At 64.7% G+C, this 24603-nt stretch carries 27 protein-coding genes; 26 read left to right on the top strand and 1 reads right to left on the bottom strand.

The genetic code is table 11. The features are described from left to right. Positions 1 to 2 precede the first annotated feature (2 nt). The 26 genes from DAT37_RS05920 (at position 3) to DAT37_RS05795 (ending at position 23882) form a co-directional block, all read left to right on the top strand. Complete coding sequence (locus DAT37_RS05920) at positions 3 to 278, top strand: hypothetical protein (RefSeq protein ID WP_109523673.1); 276 nt, start codon at positions 3 to 5, stop codon at positions 276 to 278. Continuing rightward, positions 279 to 677 carry a hypothetical protein gene (locus DAT37_RS05915; protein WP_109523672.1) on the top strand — a complete coding sequence of 133 codons (399 nt, stop codon included), beginning with the start codon at positions 279 to 281 and terminating at the stop codon, positions 675 to 677. Next, a complete protein-coding gene (locus tag DAT37_RS05910) occupies positions 674 to 1018 on the top strand; it encodes a hypothetical protein (RefSeq protein WP_157978317.1) in 345 nt (114 codons plus the stop codon). Before DAT37_RS05915 ends, DAT37_RS05910 begins: the two co-directional genes overlap by 4 nt. Before the next feature lies 1 nt (position 1019). Further along, complete coding sequence (locus tag DAT37_RS05905) at positions 1020 to 1475, top strand: hypothetical protein (protein WP_109523670.1); 456 nt, start codon at positions 1020 to 1022, stop codon at positions 1473 to 1475. Then, the gene (locus tag DAT37_RS44820; protein ID WP_198654117.1) at positions 1472 to 1873 is read left to right on the top strand and encodes a phage tail termination protein; all 402 of its coding nucleotides are present in this window, start codon (positions 1472 to 1474) and stop codon (positions 1871 to 1873) included. The genes DAT37_RS05905 and DAT37_RS44820 overlap by 4 nt, the downstream gene beginning before the upstream one ends. Before the next feature lie 38 nt (positions 1874 to 1911). Next, entirely contained in the window at positions 1912 to 2232 is a 321-nt protein-coding gene (locus tag DAT37_RS44815) for an endonuclease domain-containing protein (RefSeq protein WP_232839575.1), read from the top strand. A gap of 35 nt (positions 2233 to 2267) precedes the next feature. Further along, positions 2268 to 2933: a phage tail tube protein gene (locus DAT37_RS05895; protein ID WP_109523668.1), complete on the top strand. Its 666-nt coding sequence runs from the start codon at positions 2268 to 2270 to the stop codon at positions 2931 to 2933. Between the two features lie 396 nt (positions 2934 to 3329). Next, positions 3330 to 3803, top strand: coding sequence for a hypothetical protein (locus DAT37_RS05890; RefSeq protein ID WP_157978316.1), 474 nt, complete (start codon positions 3330 to 3332; stop codon positions 3801 to 3803). Positions 3804 to 3859: 56 nt separating this feature from the next. Further along, positions 3860 to 4312 (top strand): hypothetical protein, encoded by a 453-nt coding sequence (locus DAT37_RS05885; protein ID WP_109523666.1) that lies wholly within the window; start codon positions 3860 to 3862, stop codon positions 4310 to 4312. Continuing rightward, entirely contained in the window at positions 4309 to 11682 is a 7374-nt protein-coding gene (locus DAT37_RS05875) for a transglycosylase SLT domain-containing protein (protein WP_157978315.1), read from the top strand. Before DAT37_RS05885 ends, DAT37_RS05875 begins: the two co-directional genes overlap by 4 nt. Before the next feature lie 36 nt (positions 11683 to 11718). Beyond that, positions 11719 to 12606, top strand: coding sequence for a phage tail protein (locus DAT37_RS05870; protein WP_232839535.1), 888 nt, complete (start codon positions 11719 to 11721; stop codon positions 12604 to 12606). Next, complete coding sequence (locus DAT37_RS05865; protein ID WP_109523662.1) at positions 12603 to 14732, top strand: Gp37-like protein; 2130 nt, start codon at positions 12603 to 12605, stop codon at positions 14730 to 14732. The genes DAT37_RS05870 and DAT37_RS05865 overlap by 4 nt, the downstream gene beginning before the upstream one ends. Before the next feature lie 23 nt (positions 14733 to 14755). Next, entirely contained in the window at positions 14756 to 15214 is a 459-nt protein-coding gene (locus DAT37_RS05860) for a phage gene 29 protein family protein (RefSeq protein ID WP_109523661.1), read from the top strand. Between the two features lie 165 nt (positions 15215 to 15379). Then, the gene (locus DAT37_RS05855; RefSeq protein WP_157978314.1) at positions 15380 to 16783 is read left to right on the top strand and encodes a peptidoglycan DD-metalloendopeptidase family protein; all 1404 of its coding nucleotides are present in this window, start codon (positions 15380 to 15382) and stop codon (positions 16781 to 16783) included. Between the two features lie 5 nt (positions 16784 to 16788). Further along, positions 16789 to 17004 carry a holin gene (locus DAT37_RS05850; protein ID WP_157978313.1) on the top strand — a complete coding sequence of 72 codons (216 nt, stop codon included), beginning with the start codon at positions 16789 to 16791 and terminating at the stop codon, positions 17002 to 17004. A 4-nt stretch (positions 17005 to 17008) separates the two neighbouring features. Continuing rightward, positions 17009 to 17419: a hypothetical protein gene (locus DAT37_RS05845; protein WP_109523658.1), complete on the top strand. Its 411-nt coding sequence runs from the start codon at positions 17009 to 17011 to the stop codon at positions 17417 to 17419. Further along, positions 17416 to 18258 carry a hypothetical protein gene (locus DAT37_RS05840; protein ID WP_109523657.1) on the top strand — a complete coding sequence of 281 codons (843 nt, stop codon included), beginning with the start codon at positions 17416 to 17418 and terminating at the stop codon, positions 18256 to 18258. The genes DAT37_RS05845 and DAT37_RS05840 overlap by 4 nt, the downstream gene beginning before the upstream one ends. Before the next feature lie 3 nt (positions 18259 to 18261). Further along, positions 18262 to 18645, top strand: a complete 384-nt coding sequence (locus DAT37_RS05835; RefSeq protein WP_109523656.1) for a hypothetical protein — start codon at positions 18262 to 18264, stop codon at positions 18643 to 18645. Continuing rightward, positions 18579 to 18971 carry an LtfC-like domain-containing protein gene (locus DAT37_RS05830; protein WP_456320111.1) on the top strand — a complete coding sequence of 131 codons (393 nt, stop codon included), beginning with the start codon at positions 18579 to 18581 and terminating at the stop codon, positions 18969 to 18971. Before DAT37_RS05835 ends, DAT37_RS05830 begins: the two co-directional genes overlap by 67 nt. Beyond that, positions 18968 to 20743, top strand: coding sequence for a phage upper tail fiber protein (locus DAT37_RS45275; protein ID WP_232839534.1), 1776 nt, complete (start codon positions 18968 to 18970; stop codon positions 20741 to 20743). The genes DAT37_RS05830 and DAT37_RS45275 overlap by 4 nt, the downstream gene beginning before the upstream one ends. Next, entirely contained in the window at positions 20743 to 21258 is a 516-nt protein-coding gene (locus DAT37_RS05820) for a hypothetical protein (RefSeq protein WP_109523654.1), read from the top strand. Before DAT37_RS45275 ends, DAT37_RS05820 begins: the two co-directional genes overlap by 1 nt. A 207-nt stretch (positions 21259 to 21465) precedes the next feature. Further along, on the top strand, positions 21466 to 22062 hold the full coding sequence (locus DAT37_RS43885) for a hypothetical protein (protein ID WP_157978311.1): 597 nt from the start codon (positions 21466 to 21468) through the stop codon (positions 22060 to 22062). 225 nt (positions 22063 to 22287) lie between these two features. Then, entirely contained in the window at positions 22288 to 22998 is a 711-nt protein-coding gene (gene thyX / locus DAT37_RS05810; protein WP_157978310.1) for an FAD-dependent thymidylate synthase, read from the top strand. Then, a complete protein-coding gene (locus DAT37_RS05805) occupies positions 22995 to 23225 on the top strand; it encodes a hypothetical protein (protein WP_157978309.1) in 231 nt (76 codons plus the stop codon). The genes thyX and DAT37_RS05805 overlap by 4 nt, the downstream gene beginning before the upstream one ends. Then, positions 23222 to 23515 carry a hypothetical protein gene (locus DAT37_RS05800; protein WP_109523650.1) on the top strand — a complete coding sequence of 98 codons (294 nt, stop codon included), beginning with the start codon at positions 23222 to 23224 and terminating at the stop codon, positions 23513 to 23515. The genes DAT37_RS05805 and DAT37_RS05800 overlap by 4 nt, the downstream gene beginning before the upstream one ends. 157 nt (positions 23516 to 23672) lie before the next feature. Further along, positions 23673 to 23882: a hypothetical protein gene (locus tag DAT37_RS05795; RefSeq protein ID WP_109523649.1), complete on the top strand. Its 210-nt coding sequence runs from the start codon at positions 23673 to 23675 to the stop codon at positions 23880 to 23882. Positions 23883 to 24101: 219 nt separating this feature from the next. Here the strand turns inward: DAT37_RS05795 and DAT37_RS05790 are convergent, their stop codons facing one another. Beyond that, on the bottom strand, positions 24102 to 24584 hold the full coding sequence (locus DAT37_RS05790; protein WP_109523648.1) for a very short patch repair endonuclease: 483 nt from the start codon (positions 24582 to 24584) through the stop codon (positions 24102 to 24104). Between the last annotated feature and the right edge of the window lie 19 nt (positions 24585 to 24603).

The raw sequence follows: 24603 nt of genomic DNA, 5'->3' as shown, positions 1-24603 counted from the left end.
CTGTGGCACAACTGAATACCTTCGTCCTCGTCCGGGATCCGGACGGTCACGACGTGTGGTTCGGGCCGGACAAGGACCTGCCGGACTGGGCGACCGAAAAGATCACCAATCCGGCCGCCTACGCCATCGCCCCCAAGCGCAAGGCTCCCGAGCCCGCGCCGGCGGTGGTCACCGAACCCGAGAACACCGCAGTGACGGTCGGATCGCGCGATGAAGCGCTCGACCACGCCGAGGCCATCAAGCCGGTCCGGCGCACTCGCAAGGCGGCGGGTGCCTAAGTGGGTGTCTTCGTCTCCCGAGCTCAGCTCATCGGCGCATACGAAGGTGAGCTGACCGAACGTCAGCTCACCTTCGCCGACACCAAGATCATCGAAGCCGAAGCGGAATTGATGACCTTGGTGCCCGAACTCGAGCCCGGGCCTGACGCGCTGAGGACCAACGTGGTCATCAACGCACGAGCGGCGGTGTGCGCGGCGGTATTACGCGTCGTGCGCAACCCCACCGGTGTCGCCTACGAGCAGATCGCGGGCATCACCACACGACTGTCCGACGAGGCGGCCTCCGGGGTACTGGAGTTCACCGAGAAGGAACTGGGCAAGGTGCGCGCGGCGTTGCGCGGTCCGAAACGTCGTGTCGGTGTCGTCGGTGTCGCGGCTCCCAGGTGGTGGGGCGTGTGATCCTTCCCCATGGCCAGCCGGTGACGGTGTGGCGGCGACCCGCCCGCGACAAGCACGGCGACACCAGCTACGTCGAGCACCACGACATCGAGGGCGTCGCGATCATCGACGGCTCTCAGAGCGAGCCGAATCCGTCCGGTGTGCCGAGCGCGGATCGACCGCTGGCCGAGTACGACAAGACTGTCGTCTGCCCGGTCGGCGCCGACGTGCTGGCCTCGGATCTGCTGGAACTGCCCGATGGTCTGCAATACCGCGTCGTGGGCCGCCCCCAGCGACCGAAGCATCCACGTAGCGGCAACCAGCCCGGCGTCATCGTCAACCTTCGTCGAATCGAGGGCTGAGATGACAGGCAGGGAATACGAATTCGACTACTACAGCATCGGCAAGTCCAACCGCGGCAAGGACATCAACCCGGCCGTCGACGCGGTGCTGCACGGTCCCCAATGGTCACACCTGCTGCTCGGTGTCACCCGGACCGCGAAGATCCTGTACTTACAGCGGGCCAAGGCGCGCACCGGGCGCATGAAAGCCAAGACCTCCACCGGAATCGGCGTGCTCGACAGCTATCGGTCGACCCATGGACGCGTGGCCGGTGTGCTGCGAGTCGGCGTCAAGTACGCCGGTGCAGTCGAATTCGGCAACGTCAACCTGGCCAAGCGTAATCCGCGGCCGAGGTCCGAACATCGGGTTCCACCTGGTGGGTTCCCGCCGCGCTACCACGGCGACCACGTGTTGGGCGGCGACAACCGACGGATGCGCAGCATCGTGGCCGATATCGAACGGCGGTACAACCTGTGAGTGCGCCGATAGTCGAACCTGACTTCCCCGACGCCGAACTGGTCGCCATGGCGCTGCTCGACGATCTCGGGTGGACCTGCACCGCACTCCCGGATCCCGAGGAATGGCCAGCGCTGTTCCCGATCATCGCGGTCAACCGGATCGGGGGAGGTGTCACCAGAGACGGTGTCACCGACCGAGCCCTGGTCGCGATCGTCACGGTCGCCGACACCAGACCCGCCGCGTGGGCAACCGCCCGCAACGTCCGCAAACGCGTGATGGACGCGGGACGAACCGTCGTAGGCGAGATCCTGATCGACTGCACCGACGAGGAAACCGGAACCGTAGCCGATCCGAACCTGAGTTCGGACAACCGTTTCATCGAGATGACGTTTTGGCTGAGCTTCCGAATGCAGTAAGGTGCACCGGCCCGTGCACACGATCGCTGGGGTTGGAGATGTTCCACGCCAACCGCAGCAAAGCCTCGGGCCGTGAATCTCAATGCCGCGACTGTGTGGCGCTGCGCAAACTGCGTCTGCGCTACGGCATCACTGCCGAGCAGTACCAGCAGATGCTGTCCGACCAGGATGGCAGATGCGCGATCTGCGACCACCCACCCGTGCAGGGTGACGTGCTCGCAGTCGACCACTGCCACATCGGAGCGCAGCAGGTCCGATCCCTGCTGTGTCGAGGCTGCAACACCGGCCTCGGACTGATGCGCGAAGACCCTGCCATCCTGCTCGCCGCCGCCGCCTACCTCCAGGCGCACGCGGCCTGACACTTCACCACCACAACTGAACAAGGGAGCCGACCATGGCTGACTTCTCCGTCCTGCGCGATCTCAAGCAGAGCCTCATCCGCAAGCCTCTGGCTGGCGCGGTCCTGCTCGCGGACATGGCAACCGCCATCCCGACCGCGTTCACCACCACCGCGGCCGGCACGCTCGTCGACCTGGCCACCGCGGGTTACGCCTCCCTCGGCCACGTGAGCAAGGAAGGCGCGCCGACCTTCACACCGGAGACCGAAACCTCCGAGGTCGAATCATGGGGCCTGCTGGAGTCGGCACGTACCGACATCATCAGCCGCAACACCTCGATCGCATGGACGGGCCAGGAAACCCACAAGGCGAACCTGGAACTGTACCACGGCCGGGATCTGTCGACGGTCGAATTCGACGCCACCACCGGTGAAACCGAGTTCACCGACCCGACCGACCCGTCGGTGATCTACCACCGCGCCATCTTCATCGGCGTCGACGGCGCGGGCACCGACACCATCTACGTGATCAAGGTGTGCCCGAAGTTCACCGTCACCGACGTGAGCGCGCAGACCTGGTCGCAGGAGAACGCGATCGAATACGCGATCACCGGCCGGGCGAAACTGGACGAGGACGAGGGCTACGCGGTGAAAACCGTGTTCTGCGGCCCCGGCTGGAAGGCCCGCGCCCTCGACGCAGGCTTCATCGCCTCCACTCCGTAACGCTTTCCACCACAAGGGATGTCGCCGGGTTGCGCCCAGTCGGCGGCGGCGACATCCCTTGTTCGTTCTTTCCCTGTTTCCCCCTCGTCCGAGGAGCATCACATGCCCGCTTACCCCCGCATCATGGTCGACCCCGCTGGCGTCGAGGTTCCCGCTGGAACACCACACGAAGCCAATAATCTTGTTTGCCGCGGATACCGCTTCAAGATTGAGAGCAAGACAGAAGCGCCCGCACCGACGCCCGTTCCCGCACCGAGGCCCGCTGTCGAGCCGGTCGCCGAACCTGTCGAGGGTGCTGCCACAGATCCAGACCGCAAGCCGGTCCGCCCCGTGCGTCCTGGTAGCAAGTAACCGACCGCGCACGCCCACAACTGAATAACGAATCCAGGAGCTACTGTGCCTACTGCTGCGAAGGCCGCCCCGAAAAAGCGTGTCACTCCCAAAGTGGTCGCCTCCACCGTGTCGCCGAGCGATGTGCTCGACATCCCCGTCGACGAACCGGTCGAGGAGGCCATCCAGGAAACTGCCTGGTCAAAGCTGGTTCGTGAGGCCAAGAGCAACCTCAAGGTTCACAAGCCGTATGTATTCGACGCCTGCGATCCGCCGGTTCTGATCACCGCGCCCGTCGGTCTGGAACGCTCGCTGGCACTGGCGCAGCTGACCACCGCGAACGAGGACACCGAGATCTCCAACCTCATTCCGATGCTCGAGGCGCTGGTCGGCGCGGACGTATTCGGTGCGGTGTGGATCGCGATCCGGGATGAGCCGATCGAGGTCACCCTGGCGCTCATAGACGAAATCAACCAGCACTTCACCGACGGCGCGGGCGAGGGTGCCGAGGATTTCCCGGGGGGCGCGTCGGCCTCGTAGCGCTTCTCGACCGGCATTACGAGGCGATCGAATGGGATCTGCACGCCTACTGGAATGTGGATCTCCTCGATTTTTTCCGCGGGCATCTACCGTGGTCGAAACTGGGCCGCTTCCTCAAGCAACTGCCCGCCGGTTCGCGCTATCAGGCCGACATCGAAATGGACTTCGACGTGGCCGAGCGTCGTTTCGCGGAGGAGCGCGAAGCCGCCGAAAAAGCTGGCGACACAGTCGAATCCCCGAAGCTCGAACCGTCCTCGTCTGCCGGTCATGACCTGCAAGTGCAGATGCTGATGATGATCGCCGACTACATCCAGCAATTGCAGCTGACGCTGATCGGGGTCAATCTGCCCGAAGGCAAGACCCTCCCGAAGCCGCAATACATTCCGCGGCCGGTCCCTGCCATCGAGGTCGTGCGCGCTCGTCACACCGCCGCCGACGACGACGCGCAAGTCGATGTCGCCCTAGCCGAAATGGGCTTCGCCCCCGCCACCCCCGAGGTCACGCCATGAGCTTAACCGCAGGTCACGTCAAAATTGTGGTGAGTCCTGACCTCAGCAAGTTCGAGAGGACGCTTCGCAAGAAGGTCGCCTCCGCGGTGCAGGGGATGCGTCAAGACGCGGCAGGGCGTGAGGTCACGACCACCGAGATCACCGCCGAGGTCGACAAGAAGGCTCACTACGCGGCCGGATTCGCCGCCGCCAAGGCCGCCGCCGAAGGCTATTCCGCTGGTAAGAAGCACGCCCACGACCGCCAGCCCAAGCCCACCAAGAAAGTCGCGACGGGAAAGTCCCAGGCCGAGAAGACCGCCGAAGCCGCCGAGCGCGCCAAGGCCCGCGCGGACGCCACCACCGCGCGTCAGCTCGAACGCAAGGCGGCGCTGTTCGCCCTTGGGCAGGAACAGGCCGCACAACGAAGGGCGACGGCAGACAAAGTCCGCGACGAGCGCAAGGCAGCCGCCGACAAGAAACGCCACGACAACGAGCTGACGCGGGCTCGGGAGCTGGCCGCTGAGCAGGAGCGGCTGGCCAAGGAGCTGGAAGCCCTACATGTTCGCCGCGACAACGCCCGCGCACGACTGGGCGACAAGGCCAGCAAGCGCCTCAAGAAGGGCCTGACCGGTGGTGTCGATGGCGACAGCAGCGGCGCGACCCGAAATGTCAGACGAGCCGAGAAGGCGATCGGAGACACTGACGCCACCTCGATGGAGGCCAAGAAGTACGCGGCCGACTGGCGGACTCTGGCGCGATCCCTGGACACGGCAGGGCAGAAGCTTCACGCCTACAACGAGCGCCTGGCTCAGACCCGCAAAGCCCACGCCGCAGCCTTGGACGTGCAGGCCCTGATCGAGGCCGACCCCAAGTCCGACAAGAGAACCCGCCGCGCCGCGGCGGACCGAGTCGGCAAACACGAGACGACGATGTTCCGGTTGGCGCGCGACATCGACACCGTCAAGACTCAGCGTGACAACATCGAACGCGGTGTGAACGAATCGAAACGCAACTTCGAGCAGGTTGCCAAGCGTCTGCATTACAGCACCGACGAAGTCGCCAAGATCTCCGAGAAGGTCCACGAACAGTATTTCGAGTCCAGGTATCGGGCGCCGGGCCAAACGGGCGACGCCGACTCCTACGACCGCTTGACCATCACCCAGCTGGCAGGTCGACTGCGGCAGAAGAACGGCCGAGGCCGCGCGGTACTGCCCAAGGATCAAAAGGCGATCAAGGCCGCGGTGAACGCCGGAACCGAGCGTGACCGCATCGAGGTCGCCTACCAGGCGCTGATGGAGCGCTCCGACGCCATAGAGCAGCGGCGCATCCATACGACGATAGAGCTGAACAACGCGACAGAGGACGGCTTCAAGGACCAGGCGCACCGCAATGCGCTGATCGAGGCATACAACAAGGCTCAGCAAGCATCGGTCGAACATGAGGCGCGGCTCAAAGAAACACTCTACCGCCGCACCAACGCCGACGACCTTGCCAGTAGCACGACCAAGAATCTGCGCTCGCGCGTCGGTCAAGGGCGGGTCTCGCGCGCGATGGAGCGTGTCGACCTCAATGCCGGACAGAAGTTGCTCGCGCTCAACAACAAGATCATCTACGTCGGACGTTCACTCGCGTCGGTCACGCAGGTCGCCACCGCCGCCGCCGCTACCGTCGCCACCCTGGGCGCGGTCAGGCTGGTGCCGCTGATCGCCTCGGCGACCCAGGCGTTGACGGTGTTCGCCGCGTTGCCCGCGGTTCTGGTGGCGGTCGGCACCGGCATCGCCGCGATGGCCCTCGGCTTCTCTGGTGTCGGCGGCGCGGTAAAAGCGGCATTCGAAGCTGCAAACCAGGACGGCGAAGCACGCCTGGACCTACTCGAACGCGAACGTGACGCGCAACGCTCACTCGACGACGCCCGCGAATCGGCAGGCGACACCTATCTGTCAGGGCAACGGCAACTGGCCAGCGCCGAGAAGTCGGTGCAGTCCGCGCTCAAGTCCTCCGAGCGCGCACAGAAGTCGCTCAACGACGCCCGCAAGGCCGCGGTCGACCGGATCCGAGCCGTCAACGACGCCTTGCGCGGTACCGCCCTGGACGAGCGCGGCGCGGTGCTCGCCGCTCAACGTGCGCGCCAGAACCTCCAGGATCTGTTCTCTCGCGGCGGTGACGGTGTGACCGCACTCGATGTCGCCGAAGCGATCCAGGCCCGAGACGAAGCCGACTTCAACCTCGACCAGGTCCGCCGCGACAATGCCCGAAAGCGCTCCGAGGCAGCCGAAACCAACCAAAAGGGTGTCGAAGGCGACGACAGCGTCGTATCGGCGAAAGAAGCACTCGCCGATTCGCGTGATGCGATCGTCGAGGCCCAGACCGCAGCCTCCGATACCGCCAATCAGGTCGCCAAAGCCAATGCCGACGCGGCCGAGCGGGTTGTGCAGGCCCAGGAGAAGGTCGCCGAAGCTGCCCGCGAGATCGCGCGAGGAACCAGCGAGGATCAAAAGCTCGCCGAGCTGATGAAGAAACTGTCCCCGAACGCCCAAGGGCTGGTCAACGACCTGATCGCCATCAAACCGGCGCTCACCGACGTCAAATTCGCGGCACAGGATGCGCTCACCGACGGGCTCGGTCCGGCATTGCAGAAGTTCGCCGATGCCCAATTGCCTTTGATCAAGCTCGGTTTCGCGGCGATCAACGGCGAGATCAGCACCGGCTTGAAGAACTCGCTGGCGGTGCTGTCCTCGCCGGAAACCAAAAGCAACTATGCCACGTTCCTTGCCAACACCCACGGGCTCATGAGCGGTCTGGCCAACGCCGCGGCCCCATTGACCAGGATCTTCGTCGACCTCACCACTGCGGGGTCTGCCGTGCTGCCCAAGCTCGGCCAGGAGATCGACAAGGCCGCTGACAAATGGTCGGCGCGACTGAGCCTGGCCAAGGAGTCCGGCGAGCTGAACGCCTCGATCGACCGCGGCATCGACAAGATGGTCGAGTGGGGCCACATCATCGCCAATGTCGCGGGCGGAATCCGGGGCATGTTCGCGGCGCTGCACGTCGAGGGCGACTCGATGACAGGCCGAATCGTCGATGCCACCAAGCGTTTCGAGGACTGGTCCAAATCCGCTGAGGGCGCCGAGAAGATCCGCAACATCTACGTCAAGATCGGCGACGCCGCAGACCGGATATCCACCCTGCTTGGCTCGCTCGGCTCGGCCGCCGCCGACCTGCTCGGCCCGATCGTCGACCACCTCGGCACCACTCTCGACGTCATCAACCTGCTCGTCAGCGGAGTAGCGAAACTCGCTGACGCCCTGACCAGTTGGGGGCCGTCTGCGGCGCTGGTCAACGGCCTGGTCACCGCGCTGACCGGCATGTACGCGCTGCGCACACTGTCCAGGCTGTTCGGGTCCGGCGCCGCCAGCACCCTGTTCACCGGTATCGGCGTGGCCGCGATCAATGCCAAGGACACCGTCACCAGGGCATTCACCACCGCTGGCACTGGTGTCGGGAACACCTTCAGGTCGATGCAGACCAACGCGGCGACCGCGGTGTCGCGGATGGGTAGCGGCCTTTCGAGCATGGCTGCCGCGATCGGCGGCTGGTTCACCGTCGGTATCGCCGCCGCGCTGATCGCGGTGACGGTTCTGAACAAGGCGATCAGCGATTCGAGTGCCAAGTGGGAGGCCCACGAGACCGCGATCCGCAAACGCGCGGAATACTCAGTCAACTGGCAGGCCGACGTTCAAGCCGCGCTCAACCAGTCCGGCGGTGTCTCCGACGAGAACGTGCGCGGTGTGATCCTCAACGGGGTCAAGAAGCTGCGCGAGGATCTAGACGCCGACGTCGCCAACAAGTCCACCTTCATGCAGCAGTACGGCGAGCAGTTCAACGACAATGCGTGGTGGAACATCGGCGCGCACATGTCCGACCTGATCGGCACCTCGGCGCTGACCTCCCCCAAGGGCGAGGAACACACACCCCAAGCCGCCGCTCGCGACAGGGCCGCCGACTCCGCCCGCGCGGTGCGCGAAGCTCTCAAGGAGCTCGGCGACGACGAGATCACCCGCGGCGTGTCCGGCACGGCTGCGGAGTTCGCGAACCTGAAGAACCGCATCGGCGAGGCGAGCGAAGGCGGTCGTCTGGCGGGGGAGCGCATCCAGAAAATGCGCGACATTCTCGATCGCAGCAAGGAAACCGCGTCACGACTGACCGGCACGATCGCTGATATGAAGTCGGGGTTCCTCGAGGCCGCCGACGCGGTTGACAAGCTCACCTCGGCGCTGGATCGGCAGACCTCCAACAACCTGACTTTCGACGACGCGCGGGTCCAGGCGTACGCGCATCTGAGTAAGCTCAACGGGTTCACCCTCGACGAAAATGGCGGTCAGCTGCTTTCGGGTGGCGAGCTCGACGCGACCACGGGCAATGGTCGCGAGCTGTACAACATCCTGCGCGATATCGGTGGTGGCTACAACGAGCTGGCCTCGGCCGCCTATGACGCCAACCTGCGCGCTACCGGCTCCACCGAATCCGCAGTGCTCGCCGCCCAGGCCGCGACAGAAGAGATCCGAAAGACGGTCCAGCAACGGCTGGAGTCCTATGGGCTCGAGGGCGCGGCGCTGGACTCGCTGCTGACCAAGCAGGGCCTGTCCGCCCAGGTCTTGGAGACCTCGTTCACCGGCCGCAAGCCCACGACCGGAACACCCGAGCCGCCGAAGGTGACCGGGACATCGGTGCTCGTACCGGGTCTGACTCCGATGGTGGCCGACCCGGCGCAGTCCACGGCCGGGACGATAGTCCCCGGCACCCTCGGCAGCATCCTGACCGGACCTGCCGGACAGCCGACGCCCGCGACCCCGGCAGCGCCTGCCACACCGGCGACGCCCTCCGCGCCGATGCTTCCCGGCTTGCTCGGTGTTCCTGCGGCACCGGCACCTGCGGCACCGGCGGCTGCGACGACACCCGCGCCGGCCAAAACCGTGCCGGTCGCGATGGCGGTACCGGACTATTCCGGCTCGCTCAAGGCGTACCACGACTACGTCGACGCGGTGGATGCTGGGTATAGGGATCGCCTGACCCCGGCCTTCGACGGCGCGACCGATAAAGCGACCCGGATGGGTACCGCTCTGGTCGACGCGGTCCTGGGTGCGACCCCGAAACTCGAGCAGCTGGTCGGCGCGATCCAGGGCCTGGGTGTGGTGTTCCGAGACAGCATCGCCGACGGCGCGCTGTCGGACTGGTCCAAGTTGCGCCCGGTCATGAGCGAGGACGCACGCGAGATCACCGAGGTGATGCTGCCGAGCCTGGTGCGCGGGCTCGATGAGATGGTCGCCAAGTTCTCCACAACCACGACCGGCGCCACGACAGCTTTCGACGGCATGAAACGTGCTGTCGCAGAACCGATCAAGTGGCTGATCGACAATGTCTTCAACGGCGCGCTGAAGAACGCCTGGAACGAGGTCCGCAAGATTCTACCCGCGCTGGCGGAATGGACCACAACCATCCCCGGGATCCCGGGCTACTACCGCGGCGGTGTCATCCCCGGCTACCAGCCCGGCGTCGACGACCGTGTCATCGCCGTCGGCAAGGGCGAGGGCATCATCCGACCGGAGGTCGTGCGCGCCTACGGACCAGAATGGGTGCATTCGGTCAACGACGCCGCCCGTCGCGGTGGCGTGCCCGCGGTGCAGCGGATCCAGGGTGCCTACTCCAACGGCGGCATCGTCGATTCGATGCAGTCCGCGGTAGCCGAACGCTGGCCGAACATGTCGCTCACCTCGGGCTTGCGCTACACAGACAACGGCTACCACTCGACCGGCCAAGCCGCGGACTTCTCCAACGGGCAGTCCTCGACGCCGGAGATGCGGCAGCTAGCGGCGTGGATCCGCTCCAACTTCCTGTCCAACACCCTGGAGCTGATCCATCACCCGTTCGCGCACAACGTGAAGAACATGCGCGATGTCGGTGACGGCATGTCGACCTACGGGGCGGGCACCATGGCAGAGCACGGCAACCATGTGCATGTCGCGCTGGCCCGCGCGCTCGGCGAGCTGGGCAATACGGTGATGCCCGCGCTGGGCTCCAACGGGCTGGGCAATATCGGCGAACTCGTGCGGGAGAAGCTGCTCGACCCGCTGGCGATGATGCGTCAGTCGATGACCCCGGGCCAGGCCGGGATGGATCAGGTCGCCCCGTCGATGTTCGACCAGGTCCTGGGCGCGGTGCAGTCGATGCTGTCGCAATCCTCCATGGACGCCGGTGATACCGCGTTCGACGTGTCGGCTGGTGCGCGTCAGTGGCGACCGCAGATCATCGCGGCGCTCAAGCGCGAGGGCTGGGAGGTCAACGAACGCAACATCGCGCTGACCGAAGCCCAGATCGACACCGAGTCCCACGGTGATCCGAACATCGTGCAGACGGTGCAGGATATCAACAGTGGCGGCAACGAGGGTGTCGGCCTGCTCCAGATCATCCCGGGAACCTTTGCCGCGTACCGCAACCCGGCGTTGCCGAATGACCGCACGAACCCGGACGCGAACATCTCCGCGGCGCTGCGCTACTACCGGTCGCGCTGGGGCGACGACCTGGGTTCGATGTGGGGCAAGGGCCACGGTTACGACCAGGGCGGCTGGCTGGAGAACGGCGCGGTCGGCTGGAACATGAGCGGCAAGCGCGAACCGGTCTTCACCAACGAGGCGTGGCAAACCATGATCGGGCAGCTTCAGTGGCTGGCGGGCATGGTTCCGGGCTTGAAGTTCACGATCCCGACCGGGCCGAACGAGTTCGTCGACCAGCTGAGCAAAGTCGCTGCCGCGATCGCCATGCGCATTCGGGGGCTGGCGGGCGGGAACGACAAGGCTAAGTCTGCCCAGAAGTCCGGCACCGGCACCGACACCGACACCGACACTGGCGCAGGGGATGGGCTCGCCAGTGAGACCGACCCGACCAAGCAGGCGACAATGGCCGATCCTGGTGCCGCTGTGCCGGACTGGGTCGACCCGGTGTCCCCGGCCGATCAGGGCCTGGTGCCCTCGGCGACCGAGACACCCGACCCATATCTGGCTGCCGCGATGGAGATTCGCAAGCCCGAGCACTACCAGAAGATCTTCGACAAGGCTGGTAAAGGCTTCGCCGAGGCGAACTGGAACCAGCTCACCTCCGACCTGGGAATCACCGGCGAGGGCGTCCTGTCCCAGGCGGTGAAGATCCACCGCAACGACGACAAGAACCTGGGTGTGGAGTACATCCAGAAAAAGGTCAACGAGGCGATCGGCAACAGCCCACGCGTGGTCGAGGAGCACATCCACTACCACGTCGCCGACATGGACGAGGCGATGCGCAAGAACGCCATCCGCCAACGCCAGGACTCGATGGCATTCATGCGCCGCGGCGTCTGAATCTCGTACCACCACAACCGAATAGAGGAAGGTCTGATGGAGAATCGCACGCTCGTCCAGCTGGAGAGCCCCGACGGTGACCTGATCACCTTATCCGGGCGCGGCATGGGGGCCGAGGGTGTGCTGCTAGGGACCGACGTCGAAGGCATCTACGACGCTCCGGTGCGCACCATCTACACCTCCCACGCACACCAGATCGGCTCGACCTACCGAGGCAAGCGAAATCTACAACGCGACATCACCTTCGGGGTCTGGGTCGGCCGAGAATCGGGCGAAACCTGGCTTTTCAACGACTCGCGCTGGCGCAAAGCCTGGTCTTACGAGCGCGACTCCAAGCTGTGGATCGAGACCGAGGAATCGGGGCGCCGCTATCTGAAAGTCCGCCTCGGCGAGCAGCCGATGTTCAAACCTGAGCGCGACCCGCAGATCACCCAGTCCGCGCGTGTGGTCATGACCGTGATCGCCTCGGACCCCTGGTGGTACGAGGCCGAGGATCAAACTGATTCCTGGGTGCTCGAATCCGGCACCGCGGGAACAGGTTCGGTCACCGTCTCGAATCCGACAGACAATGAACTGTGGATGCGGTGGGTGCTGCAAGGCGGCGCGCGCTGGACGGTGCCGGACCTGAGCCTGGGCAGCAACGTGTTCAAACGCGCTGTCGCTGACGCTAACCGGCAGATCGTCATGCCGCTGCAAGCGGCGGGCCAGACCTTCCTGATCAACACCGATCCGTTCGAGGAGATGTTGCGCGACCCGGCCGGTACCCAAGTCTGGTCGCTGATGAACGGCGTCACCTTCAACTACCCGCTGCCGCCGTATCTGCCACCGACGGTGCTGCCGGTCGCGGTTTCCAACGCGACCGTCGGCGTCGGAATCCAGGTGCGCTGCACACGCGGCTGGTCACGTCCGTGGGGGCTGGAATGACCACCACCCTGGATTTCGATTCCGTGCTCGCCGAATTCGAAGCCGCGATCGAATCCGAGCGTCAATGGCGTCTGATGCCGCCGCTGCTGCGTTTGTGGGACGGCGACTGGAATCTGCGCGGCCGTGTCGCCCGTGTGATGTCGGTCGAATGCACCGAGATCGACGGCGAAACCGGCATGGCGATTCTCGAATTGCCGATGGACTACTACATCAGCGAGTGGGTCGTCGATGTAGACAACCGCCTCGACAACATCCATCTCACAGTGGACAAGGACGGCATTCGCTGGAGCGGGCGGATGGCGGAATTCAACGTCCGAACCGAAGCAGACGGCACCGGAGTGCTCGTCATGACATTCAAGCATGACTTCGAAGAACTCAAGCACCTGATCTGCTACCCCAACCCTGCGCTGCCCCCGGAGCTGCAATTCCCGAAGCAGTGGGCCGTTTTCCTGCCAGCGATTTCCGGCCTGAAGTTGACCGCCCTCGTCAACATCATGAGGGTCGAGTCCTCACTCTGGTCACTGCCCGATGACCCCCTCGATCCGTCGGGCTGGTTCGACTTCGATCAGAGCAACTGGTCGATGGTTGTCGCGCCCGGAATATTCGACAACGACCAATCCCTGCCGGCGCTGGTCGTGTCGCGCATGAAATCGCTGTACGAGGCCAGCAAGAAGATCTGTGCAGACGCCCAAGTCACATGGACCTTCCGCCGCTATTTGAATGGCGATCCCGATCCGTGGCCCGGCGCCAACTTGCGCCACGGCTGCTTGGTGATCGACCTGGTCGACAAATCCGGTGCCTACGGGCTCACCAGCTTCTTCGGCAATCTCTTCGACGGTCTGGTCAAGGCGGTCATCGGTATCGACGACGACGGCCTCGACGCCGGTATCGACATCATCGACGACCCCAACGTCGACCCGCCCGCCCCCTACCTCGACCCCGACTTCAAGGGCACGTTGCCCGAAGCGCCGTGGGTGATCCTGCGCGACAGCCCGCACACCGGAATCCAGACCTCGGAGTTCACAGTGCAGCCCGCCACCGACGTCGGAGTGGTGGCTGGCGGGAAGTCCATGCCGTACGTGAATGAGCTGGTGGGGGCAGGGATCGAGGCTGCGGGCGATGCGATTGCCGCAGCAGTGGTCATACCACCGATCGGTGGCAGCTTGGAGCAACTGCTACGCCCGCTGTACACCGACTGCCTATCGGGGGACACTCTGATCGACGGCCCTGACGGTGCGCAGCGGATCGACTCTCTTGCCGTACTGGGGGCTCCGTTCCGGGTGTGGTCGATCACCTCCACCGGCGAGCGCGTCGCCGCGATGGCCTCGCTCGCGTTCAAGAAGGGCAGCGCCGAACTGTTCGAACTCACCCTCGAAGACGGTCGCGCTATCACAGTCACCGGACAGCACCGGTTCCTCACCGAAAACGGCTGGACACGTGCGCAATTACTGCATCCGGGCGACACCCTCGCCGTCGCCGACCACGACCGGATCCCGCGGGCGTTCACCCGCCCCCTGACCCTGTCCCAACCGGTGCCCGACCAGGACTACGTCGGCATCGGCGAAGGCGCGGCGGTGCACCATGCCCGCATCGTCTCCATCGAATCCCGCGGCGAGCAGGACTTCTACGACCTGCATGTCCCGGGTTTCGAAAACTACAGTGCCGCAGGCGGTTTCTGGAACCACAACACGATTCTGGCGTTCGGCAAGTGGAAGAACATCAACCGGGCCCAAAAGCTGGGATGGAGCCACTACCACGAGCACTACGCCGTCGGAGACCGCGCCTACACTCTGGGCTGGCTGCTCACGATGCGCGCGGGCATGTACGCCACATCGCAGCAAGTACGCCACGAGGCGACCATCGTCGACGGGGCGCCATTCCTCATAGGTGCCCAGGGTTACGGCCATTTTTATCTGGGCGACCGCGTCGGCACGACGGTCCGCGGGATGCCGCCGGGAAAGATATTCGTCAATCGGGTCGTCCAGGTTACATTGAAATGGGACCGCGACACCGCGCCGACGTGGACTGTCGCATTGGGCAGCCGCGAAAACCGCGACCCGGTCGTACGCGCGTTCGAAGCGCTACAGGAAACCATCTCGCTCATTCAAGACCTGGGCGTGCTGTGACAACTGAATAGAGGAAAACCCGCATGGGATTCAAACTGTTGGAAAACTCCGACATGGAAAACCCCGAGGAACATTTCGCGTGGGCACTGCGCAATGTTCCCGGGGTCGGGGCAGGCGCACACGCTGGAACGTCGATCCCGCCCCAGTGGGCCGCCGCGATCTCCCGACACCTGGTCGAACTCGGATATGTCTTCGGCCCCTATCTTGCTGCCAAGGCGGACGCGCACGGCAAGGTCGACATCTCCGACATCCCCCAGCAGACCAAGAAATTCCAGCGCCCGTTCCGGGGACAGCAATCGCACTACAACCCGGCCTCGGCATGGGTGAAGATGGGCACCGCGCCGCCGCCTCGATTCAGTCTGCCCGACATCAACCGATTGACGCCGGAAGAACGCGGCGCACTACTGGACGCATTCCGCCAGCGTGGCGATATTCCCGACCCGCCGACGCCGCCGAATTACGCTCGGGTGCTCGACGAATAGTCTGGCGGACCTCTTCGGCCCATCCGATAATGAGGTCAGACCGAGCCCGCCGTTCCGCTTCCCGCGGTTTCCGCAGCAGCGGCGGGCCGGTTCTCCACACGTGGCGGCTTCGGCGTCGCTCTCCGCCCCTTCTGCGCGGCGGCCCATCTGTCCGGGAGCTTTTCGTTGACCACTCATCGTGTTATGCCCATGCGCGAGGGCACCTATGTGCTGTCCTCACCCTTCGGCCCCCGCTGGGGCGAGATGCACTACGGCCTGGACTTCGCCGCCGCCGACGGCACCGAGATCCTGGCCGCCGCCGACGGCACCGTCGTCTACATCGGCGCCGCTTCCGGCTTCGGACAATGGATCGTGGTCGACCACCCCGCCCAAGTCGGCGGCGGCACTACGGTTTACGGCCATATGTGGGACGCGTTCGCCACCGGCCTGCGCGTCGGCTCCAAGGTGAGCGCCGGACAGGTCATCGCCTTCGTCGGCGCGAACGGTGGATCCACCGGGCCACACCTGCATTTCGAAGTGCATCCGACCGTGTGGCGCGCCGGATCCCAGATCGACCCGATGGGCTGGTTGCCGACCCCGCCGGCCGGACAACCCACACCGACTCCCGATATTCCGGCGCCGGGGCAGATGCTGTGGTGGGGCATCGACATCGCCTCCTATCAGCGGGGATTGGATCTGTGGCAGGTCGCGGCCGAGGGCTTCAGCTTCGTGCTGGCCAAAGCGACCGAGGGCAGCGACTACACCAACCCGGCCTACTACGAGCAGCGCGACGGCGCGCGCGCGGCCGGACTGCTGTTCGGTGCCTACATCTATGTGCGAGAGGGTGATCCCGGCGCACAGGCTCACTACTACGCCAGCGTCGAGCCCGATCGCGGCATTCCCGTGATGCTCGATGTCGAGATCGGCTCCGGCAACCCCGACCTCGCAGGCGCGGTCGCCTCCGAACTCACCGCGCTGGGTTACCGCGTCAACCTCACCTACCTGCCCCGCTGGTATTGGGATACCCATCTCGGCCGCCCCGATCTGTCCGGGCTCGCGCCACTGATGGCCAGCCGCTACGTCAACGGCTCGGACGTGGCCAGCGCGCTCTACCCAGGCGACACCTCACCCGGTTGGGAGCCCTACGGCGGCAACCACGTCGCGATCCTCCAGTTCTCCGACAAAGGACGAGTCGCCGGATTCTCCCTCGACGTAGACGCCTTCCGTGGCACCCGCCTGGAACTCGAATCCCTCTTCTCATCCCGGGAGAATGACATGCCCTATACGCCCGAACAGCTCAAGACGCTGATCTTCGAATGCTTGCAGACCTACGTCGGCCCGATCGGCTCCGACGTCAAGGACATTCGTGAGCACATCCTCGGTGGCCGCGACAAGGGCGACGAGCCCGGCCTGCCCAGCCTCCATGATTTGCGCGCCGACAAGCCCGCAGACGAGGTCTATCACGGCAAGCTCATGGACTACGTCCGCGAGATCGACGCCAAACTCGCAGCCCTCGCCCCCCAGAACCGCGAGCAAGGGTGTCATGCCGCCTGCACCACCACTTCTCCCAGCGTCGACCCGAAGGACTGATGACCATGGCTGATTTCTTCACCAAAGCCGGATTGATCGACGCCGGCAAGCGCGCCGCACGCACGTTCGCTCAGGCGCTGGGCTCGGCGGTATTGCTCGACACCACGAATTTGCTCGGCGTCGACTGGAAGTTCGCGGTCTCCGCTGCGGCCGGCGCCGCGCTGATCTCGCTGTTGCAGAACATCTCCGGCGAGGCGATTCGCGCCAAGACCGCAGAGTGATCGCGTGAGCCCCGAGAACCATCCGTGGGTGGTGTGGGCGATGATCGGCGTCGCGATCGTTACCGCGCTGGCCACAGCGGTCCCGAAGGTGCGTGAGATCATCGCGCCGATCTTCAGGTTCGTCTCGGGTTTCAAAGAGAAGCGCATCGAACGCCGCGCCCGGATCGAGGTCGCCGCTCAACTGCTCAACGACCAACGCAACCAGATGTTGTCGATCCAGCTGGCCGGTGTCGCCGCTCAGCTCGACAGCGTCCTGCGCCAGAGTTCAGCCGATGCCGCACGCCACCAATCCGAGCTGTCGGAGCTACGCACCGAACTGGCCGACACCAAGACTCAACTCGCCGACGCGATGGTCGAAGTCGCGGCCCTGCGCGCCGAACTCGCCGCCTACCGCAGAGAAGGCGGGCTGACATGACCTATCCGGTCGGCGAACCCGATGACGACGCCGCCTATCGGTGGGGATCGGGATTCGGGTTCGACATGACCGAGGACACCGCGATCTCGATCATGACCGGCGGCATCAGCCTGGCGATGGGGCGTGCGCGGTCGAACTTCGTCGACCATGTCGAAGACCCGCTCAGCACCAAACCATCGCTGTCACAGATCCCGGTCGGCAGCCCGCTGTGGCAGACGATCCTGGCCAACGAGGACTCGACGTTCCCGCGCTCGCAGCTGACCTACGGCGCGGCGAGCGCGACCTCCTCGGGCGGCAGCGGCGACTCCAGCCACACCCATCGCATGGGTGCCACCCCGCAGTACAAACCCGCGGGCAACGGCGGCAACACCCTCGAGATCGCCTACATCTCGGCCGCGAAGAACCGCACCTACACCGAGGTCGGGTTCATCACCGGCGATGCCGTGACCTTCCTCGGCATCCAGAAGTTCGTGATAGGCGTGTTCTCCGTCAACCGCACCACCGGCGCACTGACACTACTCAACCCGATCTCGGCCGCCGTGGACCTCAAGGGATCGATGACCGCCACCAACACCGAGTACCGATTCAACCTCGGCACCGTCATCACCGCAGCGCAGAACGACATCTTCGGCGTCGGACTGCTCCAGGTCACCAACGCCTTCCAGACCTGCTCGAGCCTGATGTGCACCACGCTGACCGACCTCAACCCGCCGGTGACCATGTTCCCCCGCAAGAACTACTGCTACTTCGGGTCGACCACGACGATCCCGTCGACGATCACCGAATCGTCGCTGAACTACGGCAGTAGCGACAAACTCCCGTTCCTGGTTCTGAGGTAAGACGTGACCGACAAATTGAAGAACATCAAGGCGTTCCTGGTCGCGAACGCCTACGACGGATTCGGGGCACGACGCTACATCGGACACACCAACCTCGACGCCGCCCGCGCCTACATCCACGAATTCGCCGTCCCGACGCTGTACGCCGCGGTAAGGGAGTGCGATCCGTACTACGACCCTGTCGGAATGCCTACCACCGCGCCCTGTAACACCGCGGTCATTGCCTACATTCGCGAGATCGAGCGAGACATGTTGGCGCTCAAGCGGATCGACCCCTACGGCGACCTGTGGCTGATGATGTGCAAGTCCGGCCCAGAAGGATGCTTCATGGACGAGCTGTACGCCGCGATGGACGCCGACGACCCGGAATGGCGGTCCAAGCCATGAACATATTCAGAATCGGCGACGAACCACTCAAAGGCACTCTGCACTTACGACAGCATTCCGGTTTGGAATGGCAGTTCCGATGGGGCGACGGCGTGGACCCTTTTCCCGCCGGCGCGGAACTCTATCTACTCGTCGGACCGGAAAGCGCCTCGATGCGATGGGACTTCGACATCCTCGCCGAATACGCCAACCTTGACATCACTGTCACCGATGCGGCCGAAGTCGCCGACCGCGACCCGTTCTACTTCATGTTTCGGCCGTCACCGACAGCGCAGCCGATCAACCTTGCGCAGGGGCGCGTCAAACGCTGGAAGGTGGACAGATGACCGATTTCATCATTGGCCTACCGCCGAGCGCGCCCAGTCTCGGCACCGGCGCGCAGATGCCTTCGGGGATCTTGGTACCCATCACCGGACGCGACGGGCGCGGCCTGAACCTGGCAGGAGTGGTCGCCAACTATGCCGGACTACCCGAAGACCTGACCGAATCCGATGCGGGACAGGGCTATCTGGTGATGGCCGACAAACTCGTCTACATGTGGTCGGGCTTCGACTGGCCCGACGACGGCGACGGCCTCGAGGTCAAGGGTGACACCGGTGACCCCGGCCGCGGAATCGAGTCGGTCATCGCCACGAGCTCCGGATTCCGGCTCACGATGACCCAGTCGCCGACGATCGTCGATGTCGCCGTCCCAGCCCTCACCGCCGCCACCAGCTCCGCAGTCGCCGCCGCTGCCAGCGCCACCGCTGCCGAGACCGCGCGCGCCACCGCGGTCACAGCCGCTGACGCAGCCGACGACCATGCCGCCACCGCCACCGCAGCAGCGACCGCCGCAGACGCCAGCGCTGATGCCGCCGCAGCATCCGCGACGACCGCAGACGCCTCCGCCGACGGGGCTGCCACCGCCGCCGAATCGGCCTCCACCTCAGCAACTGCCGCCGCAGCCTCGGCCACCACCGCAGGGACCGCGCGCGACGGCGCGCAGACCAGCGCCACCGCTGCCGCAGCGTCCGCCAGCATCGCAGCGACGGCGCGCGATGACGCCGAAACCGCACGCGACAACGCATCCACCTCCGCTGGTGCTGCCGCAGCCTCCGAAACCGCTGCCGCGGACTCGGCCGCCGATGCCCAAGCCTCCGCCGAGGCCGCCGCCGAAACCGTCGGTACCGGCATCCCCAACGCCGAGGCCACCATCAAAGGCGGTGTCATGCTGCCCGGCAGCACACCCGGCGAACTCGGCGGCACCTTCGAACACCCCTTCGTCACCGGATGGGCCGACAAGGCCGACCTCTCCGCGGTCACCGCGAAATACACCAAACCCGCACCCGGCATCCCGAGCAGCGATCTCGCCTCCGCGGTCACCACCAGCCTCAGCAAAGCCGACAGCGCTTACCAGAAACCCGGCCCCGGCATCCCCAAGTCCGACATGACCTCCGCAGTGCAGACCAGCCTCGGCTTGGCCGACACCGCGGTCCAGGTCGACGGAAGCGGCAAGCTACCCGCGAGCATCATCCCCGCCGTCGCGCTCACCGAATTCCTCGGCGCGGTCGCCAACCAGACATCCATGCTCGCTCTGACCGGTCAACGCGGTGACTGGTGCACCCGCACCGACACCAACACCGACTGGCAGCTGATCGCCGAACCGTCGAGCACCCTCGCGAATTGGAGAGAGCGCGTCTACCCCGGCTCGCCCGTCTCCTCGGTCAACGGCCGCACCGGCACGGTGACCACCACCGCAGCCGACATCACCGACTCCACCGTGACCGGACGATCGGTGCTCACCGCAGCGTCAGCCTCAGCGGCGCGCAGCGCGATCGGCGCCGGCACCTCGAGCCTGGCCCTCGGCACCACCTCGACCACGGCCGCCGCCGGTGACGACACACGCCTTTCGGATACGCGCACACCAACCGCCGGATCGGTCACCAACACGTCGATCGCCACGGCAGCCGCCATCGCCCTGTCCAAGCTCGCTACCGGATACGTAGCAGGCAGCGACAATTCGGGTGCCCGCACCCTGACCCTGTGGGTCGGCACCGAGGCCCAGTACACCGCGATCGGCAGCAAGGACAGCAACACCATCTACTTCAGGACCGCGTAATGGCCCTGTCCTCACCCACGACCGCCATCCCCAAGGTCTCCATCGGCTCCACCGACATCAAGAAGATCAGCATCGGCACCACAGAGATCTGGACCGCGGTGTTCACCCCGGCCAGCGCCTACCGCAACGGCTCCTACGCCGTTGGCGGCACCTACGGCCAAGTCACCGGCTGGGCAGCCGACCCCGCCTACCCCGGCACCGTCGTCACCTCGAACAAGGTAGTCATCCCGTTCGCCGGAACAGGCGTATTCCTGACCTGCTCGATTCCCTTCAGCACGCCGTCTGGAAGCTTTGTCAGCCACACCGTGACGCTGCGCCTGTTCCTGGACGGCGTCGCCGTGGCAACGGGCAGCGCTGCCTCCGCAGCAGGATTCGGAGGCAGCGCTACCGCGACCGTCACCGCAACCGGGACGACCGTCAACAACGACAGCCTGCTCCATGTCGAAGCCACCGGCACCAACTCACCGACACTGGCCGCCAATGCCGCCGCCTACCTGCGCGCCTTTAAGCCTTGATTCGCTATTCGGTGCACAGCCCGACACCAGCCGAGAACCGCCGCAAGTCCTCGTTTCCACCCTGCCATCCACATCGAGTTTGCTATTCGAGCCTGCCGGAACGAATTCTCGGTTGCCCTTGTGCAGCAGCAGTTCTCGTATCCACCGTGTGCTCGACTGTCTTTGCCGACGTGTTGCGCCCACAGGATCGACACATACGATCGGTCGGTGTCAGAACCCGAATCCGGCGAAGAGCCGGACCCGCGATACGAGCCCTCTCCCAGCCGCGGCCTGCACAGCTGGGAAGGCTGGGCCGCCGTGGGTGTGATCGTCTCGATCGTCCTCGGCCTCTTCGCTATTGCTGCATCATCAGCCGCGAGCTACACCACTAGCGCACGGTCCTGCGCAGAAAAACTACACACAGCTGGCAACTTTGCCGGGACACTATTCGTACAATCGTTGGACTACCACAACAACCCCGGCAGATGGAAGATGCCACCGGCACTCGTATTTCGCGACGCCGTCTATGACGTGTACCGCAACTGCGCGACCGGTCGATGCGATTTCTACAGACAAGAAGATCACACAAGAATCGTGGGGATACTCACGTTCGCAGCCTCTTTGCAGCAGACCGGTGACTTTCCAGGTTCAGCCGCCGGGGGAGGGGGACACGGTATCTCGTCACTGGACGATGTAGCGTACGACTTCGTCCGAGAGGCGGAGACGCGCGCGCTGAACGCAGCGAACCGGTCGGAACCGCGTCAGATGGCGCAGGTAGTCCGGAACTGGTTCTGTTTTACCGAACTCGAGCCGGGCGACTTCTAGCCACATCCACGCAGGGTTCACAGCGAAATGCCCCCAACCCTGCTGGGCGCATCATTCGGATTTCTCGTAGTGCATCTGCATCGCCAGCATCGGTGGCTGCGGGTACCGCTGTTCGGCCGCATCGCCACCCGTGGCTGAATGCGGGACGCTACAGCATGTTCAGGCAAGTAATGCCTGAACATGTCAAGGCATACATCTTCTTCATGCCTCATAATATATTGCGGTATGGCAGTATTTGTTACCCCGAAAGTCGAGTTGGTCGGATCCACTCTCTTCGAGCCGCCCGCGAGTGTCGACTACGACCTGAGCATCGACGCGGTCAACGACGGTGAAGAACTCGCCCAGTTCGCGGGCAGAGCCTGCTACCAGTCCTTCCACCGGCCGGTCCCGGAGACTGCGACCGCCGCAGGCTACATGGACAACATCCTGCGCAAAAAAGATCTCAGCATCCTCGAGCACGCCCACGCCAGCTACTACCTCACCGGCATCTCGCGCAGCTTCTCCCACGAAATGGTCCGCCACCGCCACATCTCGCCGAGCCAACTCTCCCAGCGCTTCGTCGACGACACCAACGTCCGGTTCGTCATCCCGCCGCTATACCAAGGCGACGACGCGGCCATCGCCGATCTGAACGACGCGGCCGACTTCGCGCTGGAGCGATACCGACGCAACGTCGACCGCTACCTCGAAAAGGGTGTCGCCCGCAAACAAGCCCGCGAAGCCGCGCGCGAGTTCCTGCCCAACATGACCGAGACAAAAATGGTGCTCACCGGCAACTACCGCGCCTGGCTGGAATTCCTCACCAAGCGTGACACCGAACTCGCCGACGCCCAGATCCATCGCATCGCCGAGATGATCGGCGCCCACCTCGCCGAGTTCGCGCCCAACATCTTCGATGACCGGCCGCGCAGCATCTGGCAGCCCGAACGCCCATGATGAACGACACCGCAAGCGTGCAGACTTCGGCCGTGAAGGCCGGAAAAGACGCTGCCTCTGCCGAAGTCGCCATGGTCACCGCCACCCTGACCGGCTTCCTGGGGACCTTCACCGCGGTCCATGTCACCGGCAACGGCGCATGGATCGACTCCCCACACGGCCCCCAGGTGCTCGACCTCTATGAGCTGTCGCACTCGATCGTGGCCAACCTGCGGCAGATGAAGTGAACGCGCTCCAACGGTCCAAACCGCTGCCGTCGCAGCAGTACCACGAACCGTGGGCGGTCGAAGCCGATATCAGCATCGGAACCATCGCCGGCACCCGCCGCAAGGGCAGCACCAACTACCCGCCCCCGGCAATCCCTGACGGTGACCTGCTCGAGGAGATCGCTCACTTCCAGGGCTTCGGTGACATCCGCCTCGATCGCCTCGCCGCACTCATCGGCATTCGCGCCGATCTGCTCGAGATTCGAATGCGCCGACTGGGACTCGAAGTCCCCTACGGATTCTCAGCCTGAACCCTTGCGGAAACGCTGCCCCTAGAGAGGTTTCCACTCGCCATGTACGACCATCACAACAAGGACAGCGCCAGAGCATGAGCAACACCCGCACCCCGCAGGGATGGACGCCCGGACCGTCACCGCAATGGGGTCACGCCGTCCGTGAGCTGCGCAGATGAGCTTCAAATGGATCTGCGAAACGTACAACGTTCCAGCAGAGAAGAACGGGCGCGTCCGGTTCACTGGCCGAGGCTACCCCCAGCTTGGAACGATCGTCAGCGCTCCCGACGCGAGCCTGCGCGTCCTCTTCGACGGCCAGAGCAGGCCCGTCCACGTGCACCCCACCTACCGACTCGAATACCTCGTCAAAGACAAGACACGCTGAAGTCGATCATCCACTTGAAACGTGTGGTCCATTGTTGGTGGGTGTTCCCAACCCTTCACCGATTCGCCTGCGAAGATCCCTCATCGCATCCATTTGGCCCAGACTGCTGGCGTGCTCGTCGAGCTGAAAGTCAGTTCGACCGGGGCTTCACCGCGGTGGATCCTGCCGGTTGCAGCGCGCGGACGAGGTAGTTCGGTGATACCGGCGCGAGTACATTTATTATTTCTGATCGCTCACGACATGAGTCGTAACTATCTGGGTATCCATGTTCCTAGACGATCGGTTGGAGACCTCCCGAGCAATCTCATCGGCGACCTCCGCCGCTCGCTGGTGCTCCCAGAACCGCAGTACCGTCCAGCCGCGCTCACGCAGCATCTCGCTGACGTATCGGTCGCGCTCGGTGTTCCTCGCGATCTTGGACGACCAATAGTTGCTGTTTGCCTTGGGGGCTCGATGGTGCTGTTTACAGCCGTGCCACCAGCACCCGTCGATGAACACCGCTACTCTCGCTCGCGTGAACACGATGTCGGCCCGGTTCCTGAGGTGTCCACGGTCCGGCGCGTAGTCGACGCGATACCGAAAACCCCTGGCATGGAGCAGCTTCCGGACCGCGATCTCAGGTTTCGTGTCGCGCCGGCGGTTCGAAACCATAGACCTGCGCACGGCGGGCGTTGACGCCCAGCTCCCGGCCGTCCCGTTCATCCGCCATTGCGCATGTCTT

It is taken from the genome of Nocardia aurea (genome assembly GCF_003123685.1).
Lineage (GTDB): Bacteria > Actinomycetota > Actinomycetes > Mycobacteriales > Mycobacteriaceae > Nocardia > Nocardia aurea.
The sequence above is the reverse complement of the archived record's forward strand: the minus strand, read 5'-3'. Positions and strand labels throughout refer to the sequence as shown.

What these genes read in the sequence shown, in the direction of transcription:
- DAT37_RS05905 (WP_109523670.1), top strand. Translation starts at nt 1,020, where the DNA reads ATGACAGGCAGGGAATACGAATTCGACTACTACAGCATCGGCAAGTCC.
- DAT37_RS44815 (WP_232839575.1), top strand. Translation starts at nt 1,912, where the DNA reads ATGTTCCACGCCAACCGCAGCAAAGCCTCGGGCCGTGAATCTCAATGC.
- DAT37_RS05895 (WP_109523668.1), top strand. Translation starts at nt 2,268, where the DNA reads ATGGCTGACTTCTCCGTCCTGCGCGATCTCAAGCAGAGCCTCATCCGC.
- DAT37_RS05875 (WP_157978315.1), top strand. Translation starts at nt 4,309, where the DNA reads ATGAGCTTAACCGCAGGTCACGTCAAAATTGTGGTGAGTCCTGACCTC.
- DAT37_RS05870 (WP_232839535.1), top strand. Translation starts at nt 11,719, where the DNA reads ATGGAGAATCGCACGCTCGTCCAGCTGGAGAGCCCCGACGGTGACCTG.
- DAT37_RS05865 (WP_109523662.1), top strand. Translation starts at nt 12,603, where the DNA reads ATGACCACCACCCTGGATTTCGATTCCGTGCTCGCCGAATTCGAAGCC.
- DAT37_RS05860 (WP_109523661.1), top strand. Translation starts at nt 14,756, where the DNA reads ATGGGATTCAAACTGTTGGAAAACTCCGACATGGAAAACCCCGAGGAA.
- DAT37_RS05850 (WP_157978313.1), top strand. Translation starts at nt 16,789, where the DNA reads ATGGCTGATTTCTTCACCAAAGCCGGATTGATCGACGCCGGCAAGCGC.
- DAT37_RS05840 (WP_109523657.1), top strand. Translation starts at nt 17,416, where the DNA reads ATGACCTATCCGGTCGGCGAACCCGATGACGACGCCGCCTATCGGTGG.
- DAT37_RS05830 (WP_456320111.1), top strand. Translation starts at nt 18,579, where the DNA reads ATGCTTCATGGACGAGCTGTACGCCGCGATGGACGCCGACGACCCGGA.
- DAT37_RS45275 (WP_232839534.1), top strand. Translation starts at nt 18,968, where the DNA reads ATGACCGATTTCATCATTGGCCTACCGCCGAGCGCGCCCAGTCTCGGC.
- DAT37_RS05820 (WP_109523654.1), top strand. Translation starts at nt 20,743, where the DNA reads ATGGCCCTGTCCTCACCCACGACCGCCATCCCCAAGGTCTCCATCGGC.
- thyX (WP_157978310.1), top strand. Translation starts at nt 22,288, where the DNA reads ATGGCAGTATTTGTTACCCCGAAAGTCGAGTTGGTCGGATCCACTCTC.
- DAT37_RS05805 (WP_157978309.1), top strand. Translation starts at nt 22,995, where the DNA reads ATGATGAACGACACCGCAAGCGTGCAGACTTCGGCCGTGAAGGCCGGA.
- DAT37_RS05795 (WP_109523649.1), top strand. Translation starts at nt 23,673, where the DNA reads ATGAGCTTCAAATGGATCTGCGAAACGTACAACGTTCCAGCAGAGAAG.
- DAT37_RS05790 (WP_109523648.1), bottom strand. Translation starts at nt 24,584, where the DNA reads ATGAACGGGACGGCCGGGAGCTGGGCGTCAACGCCCGCCGTGCGCAGG.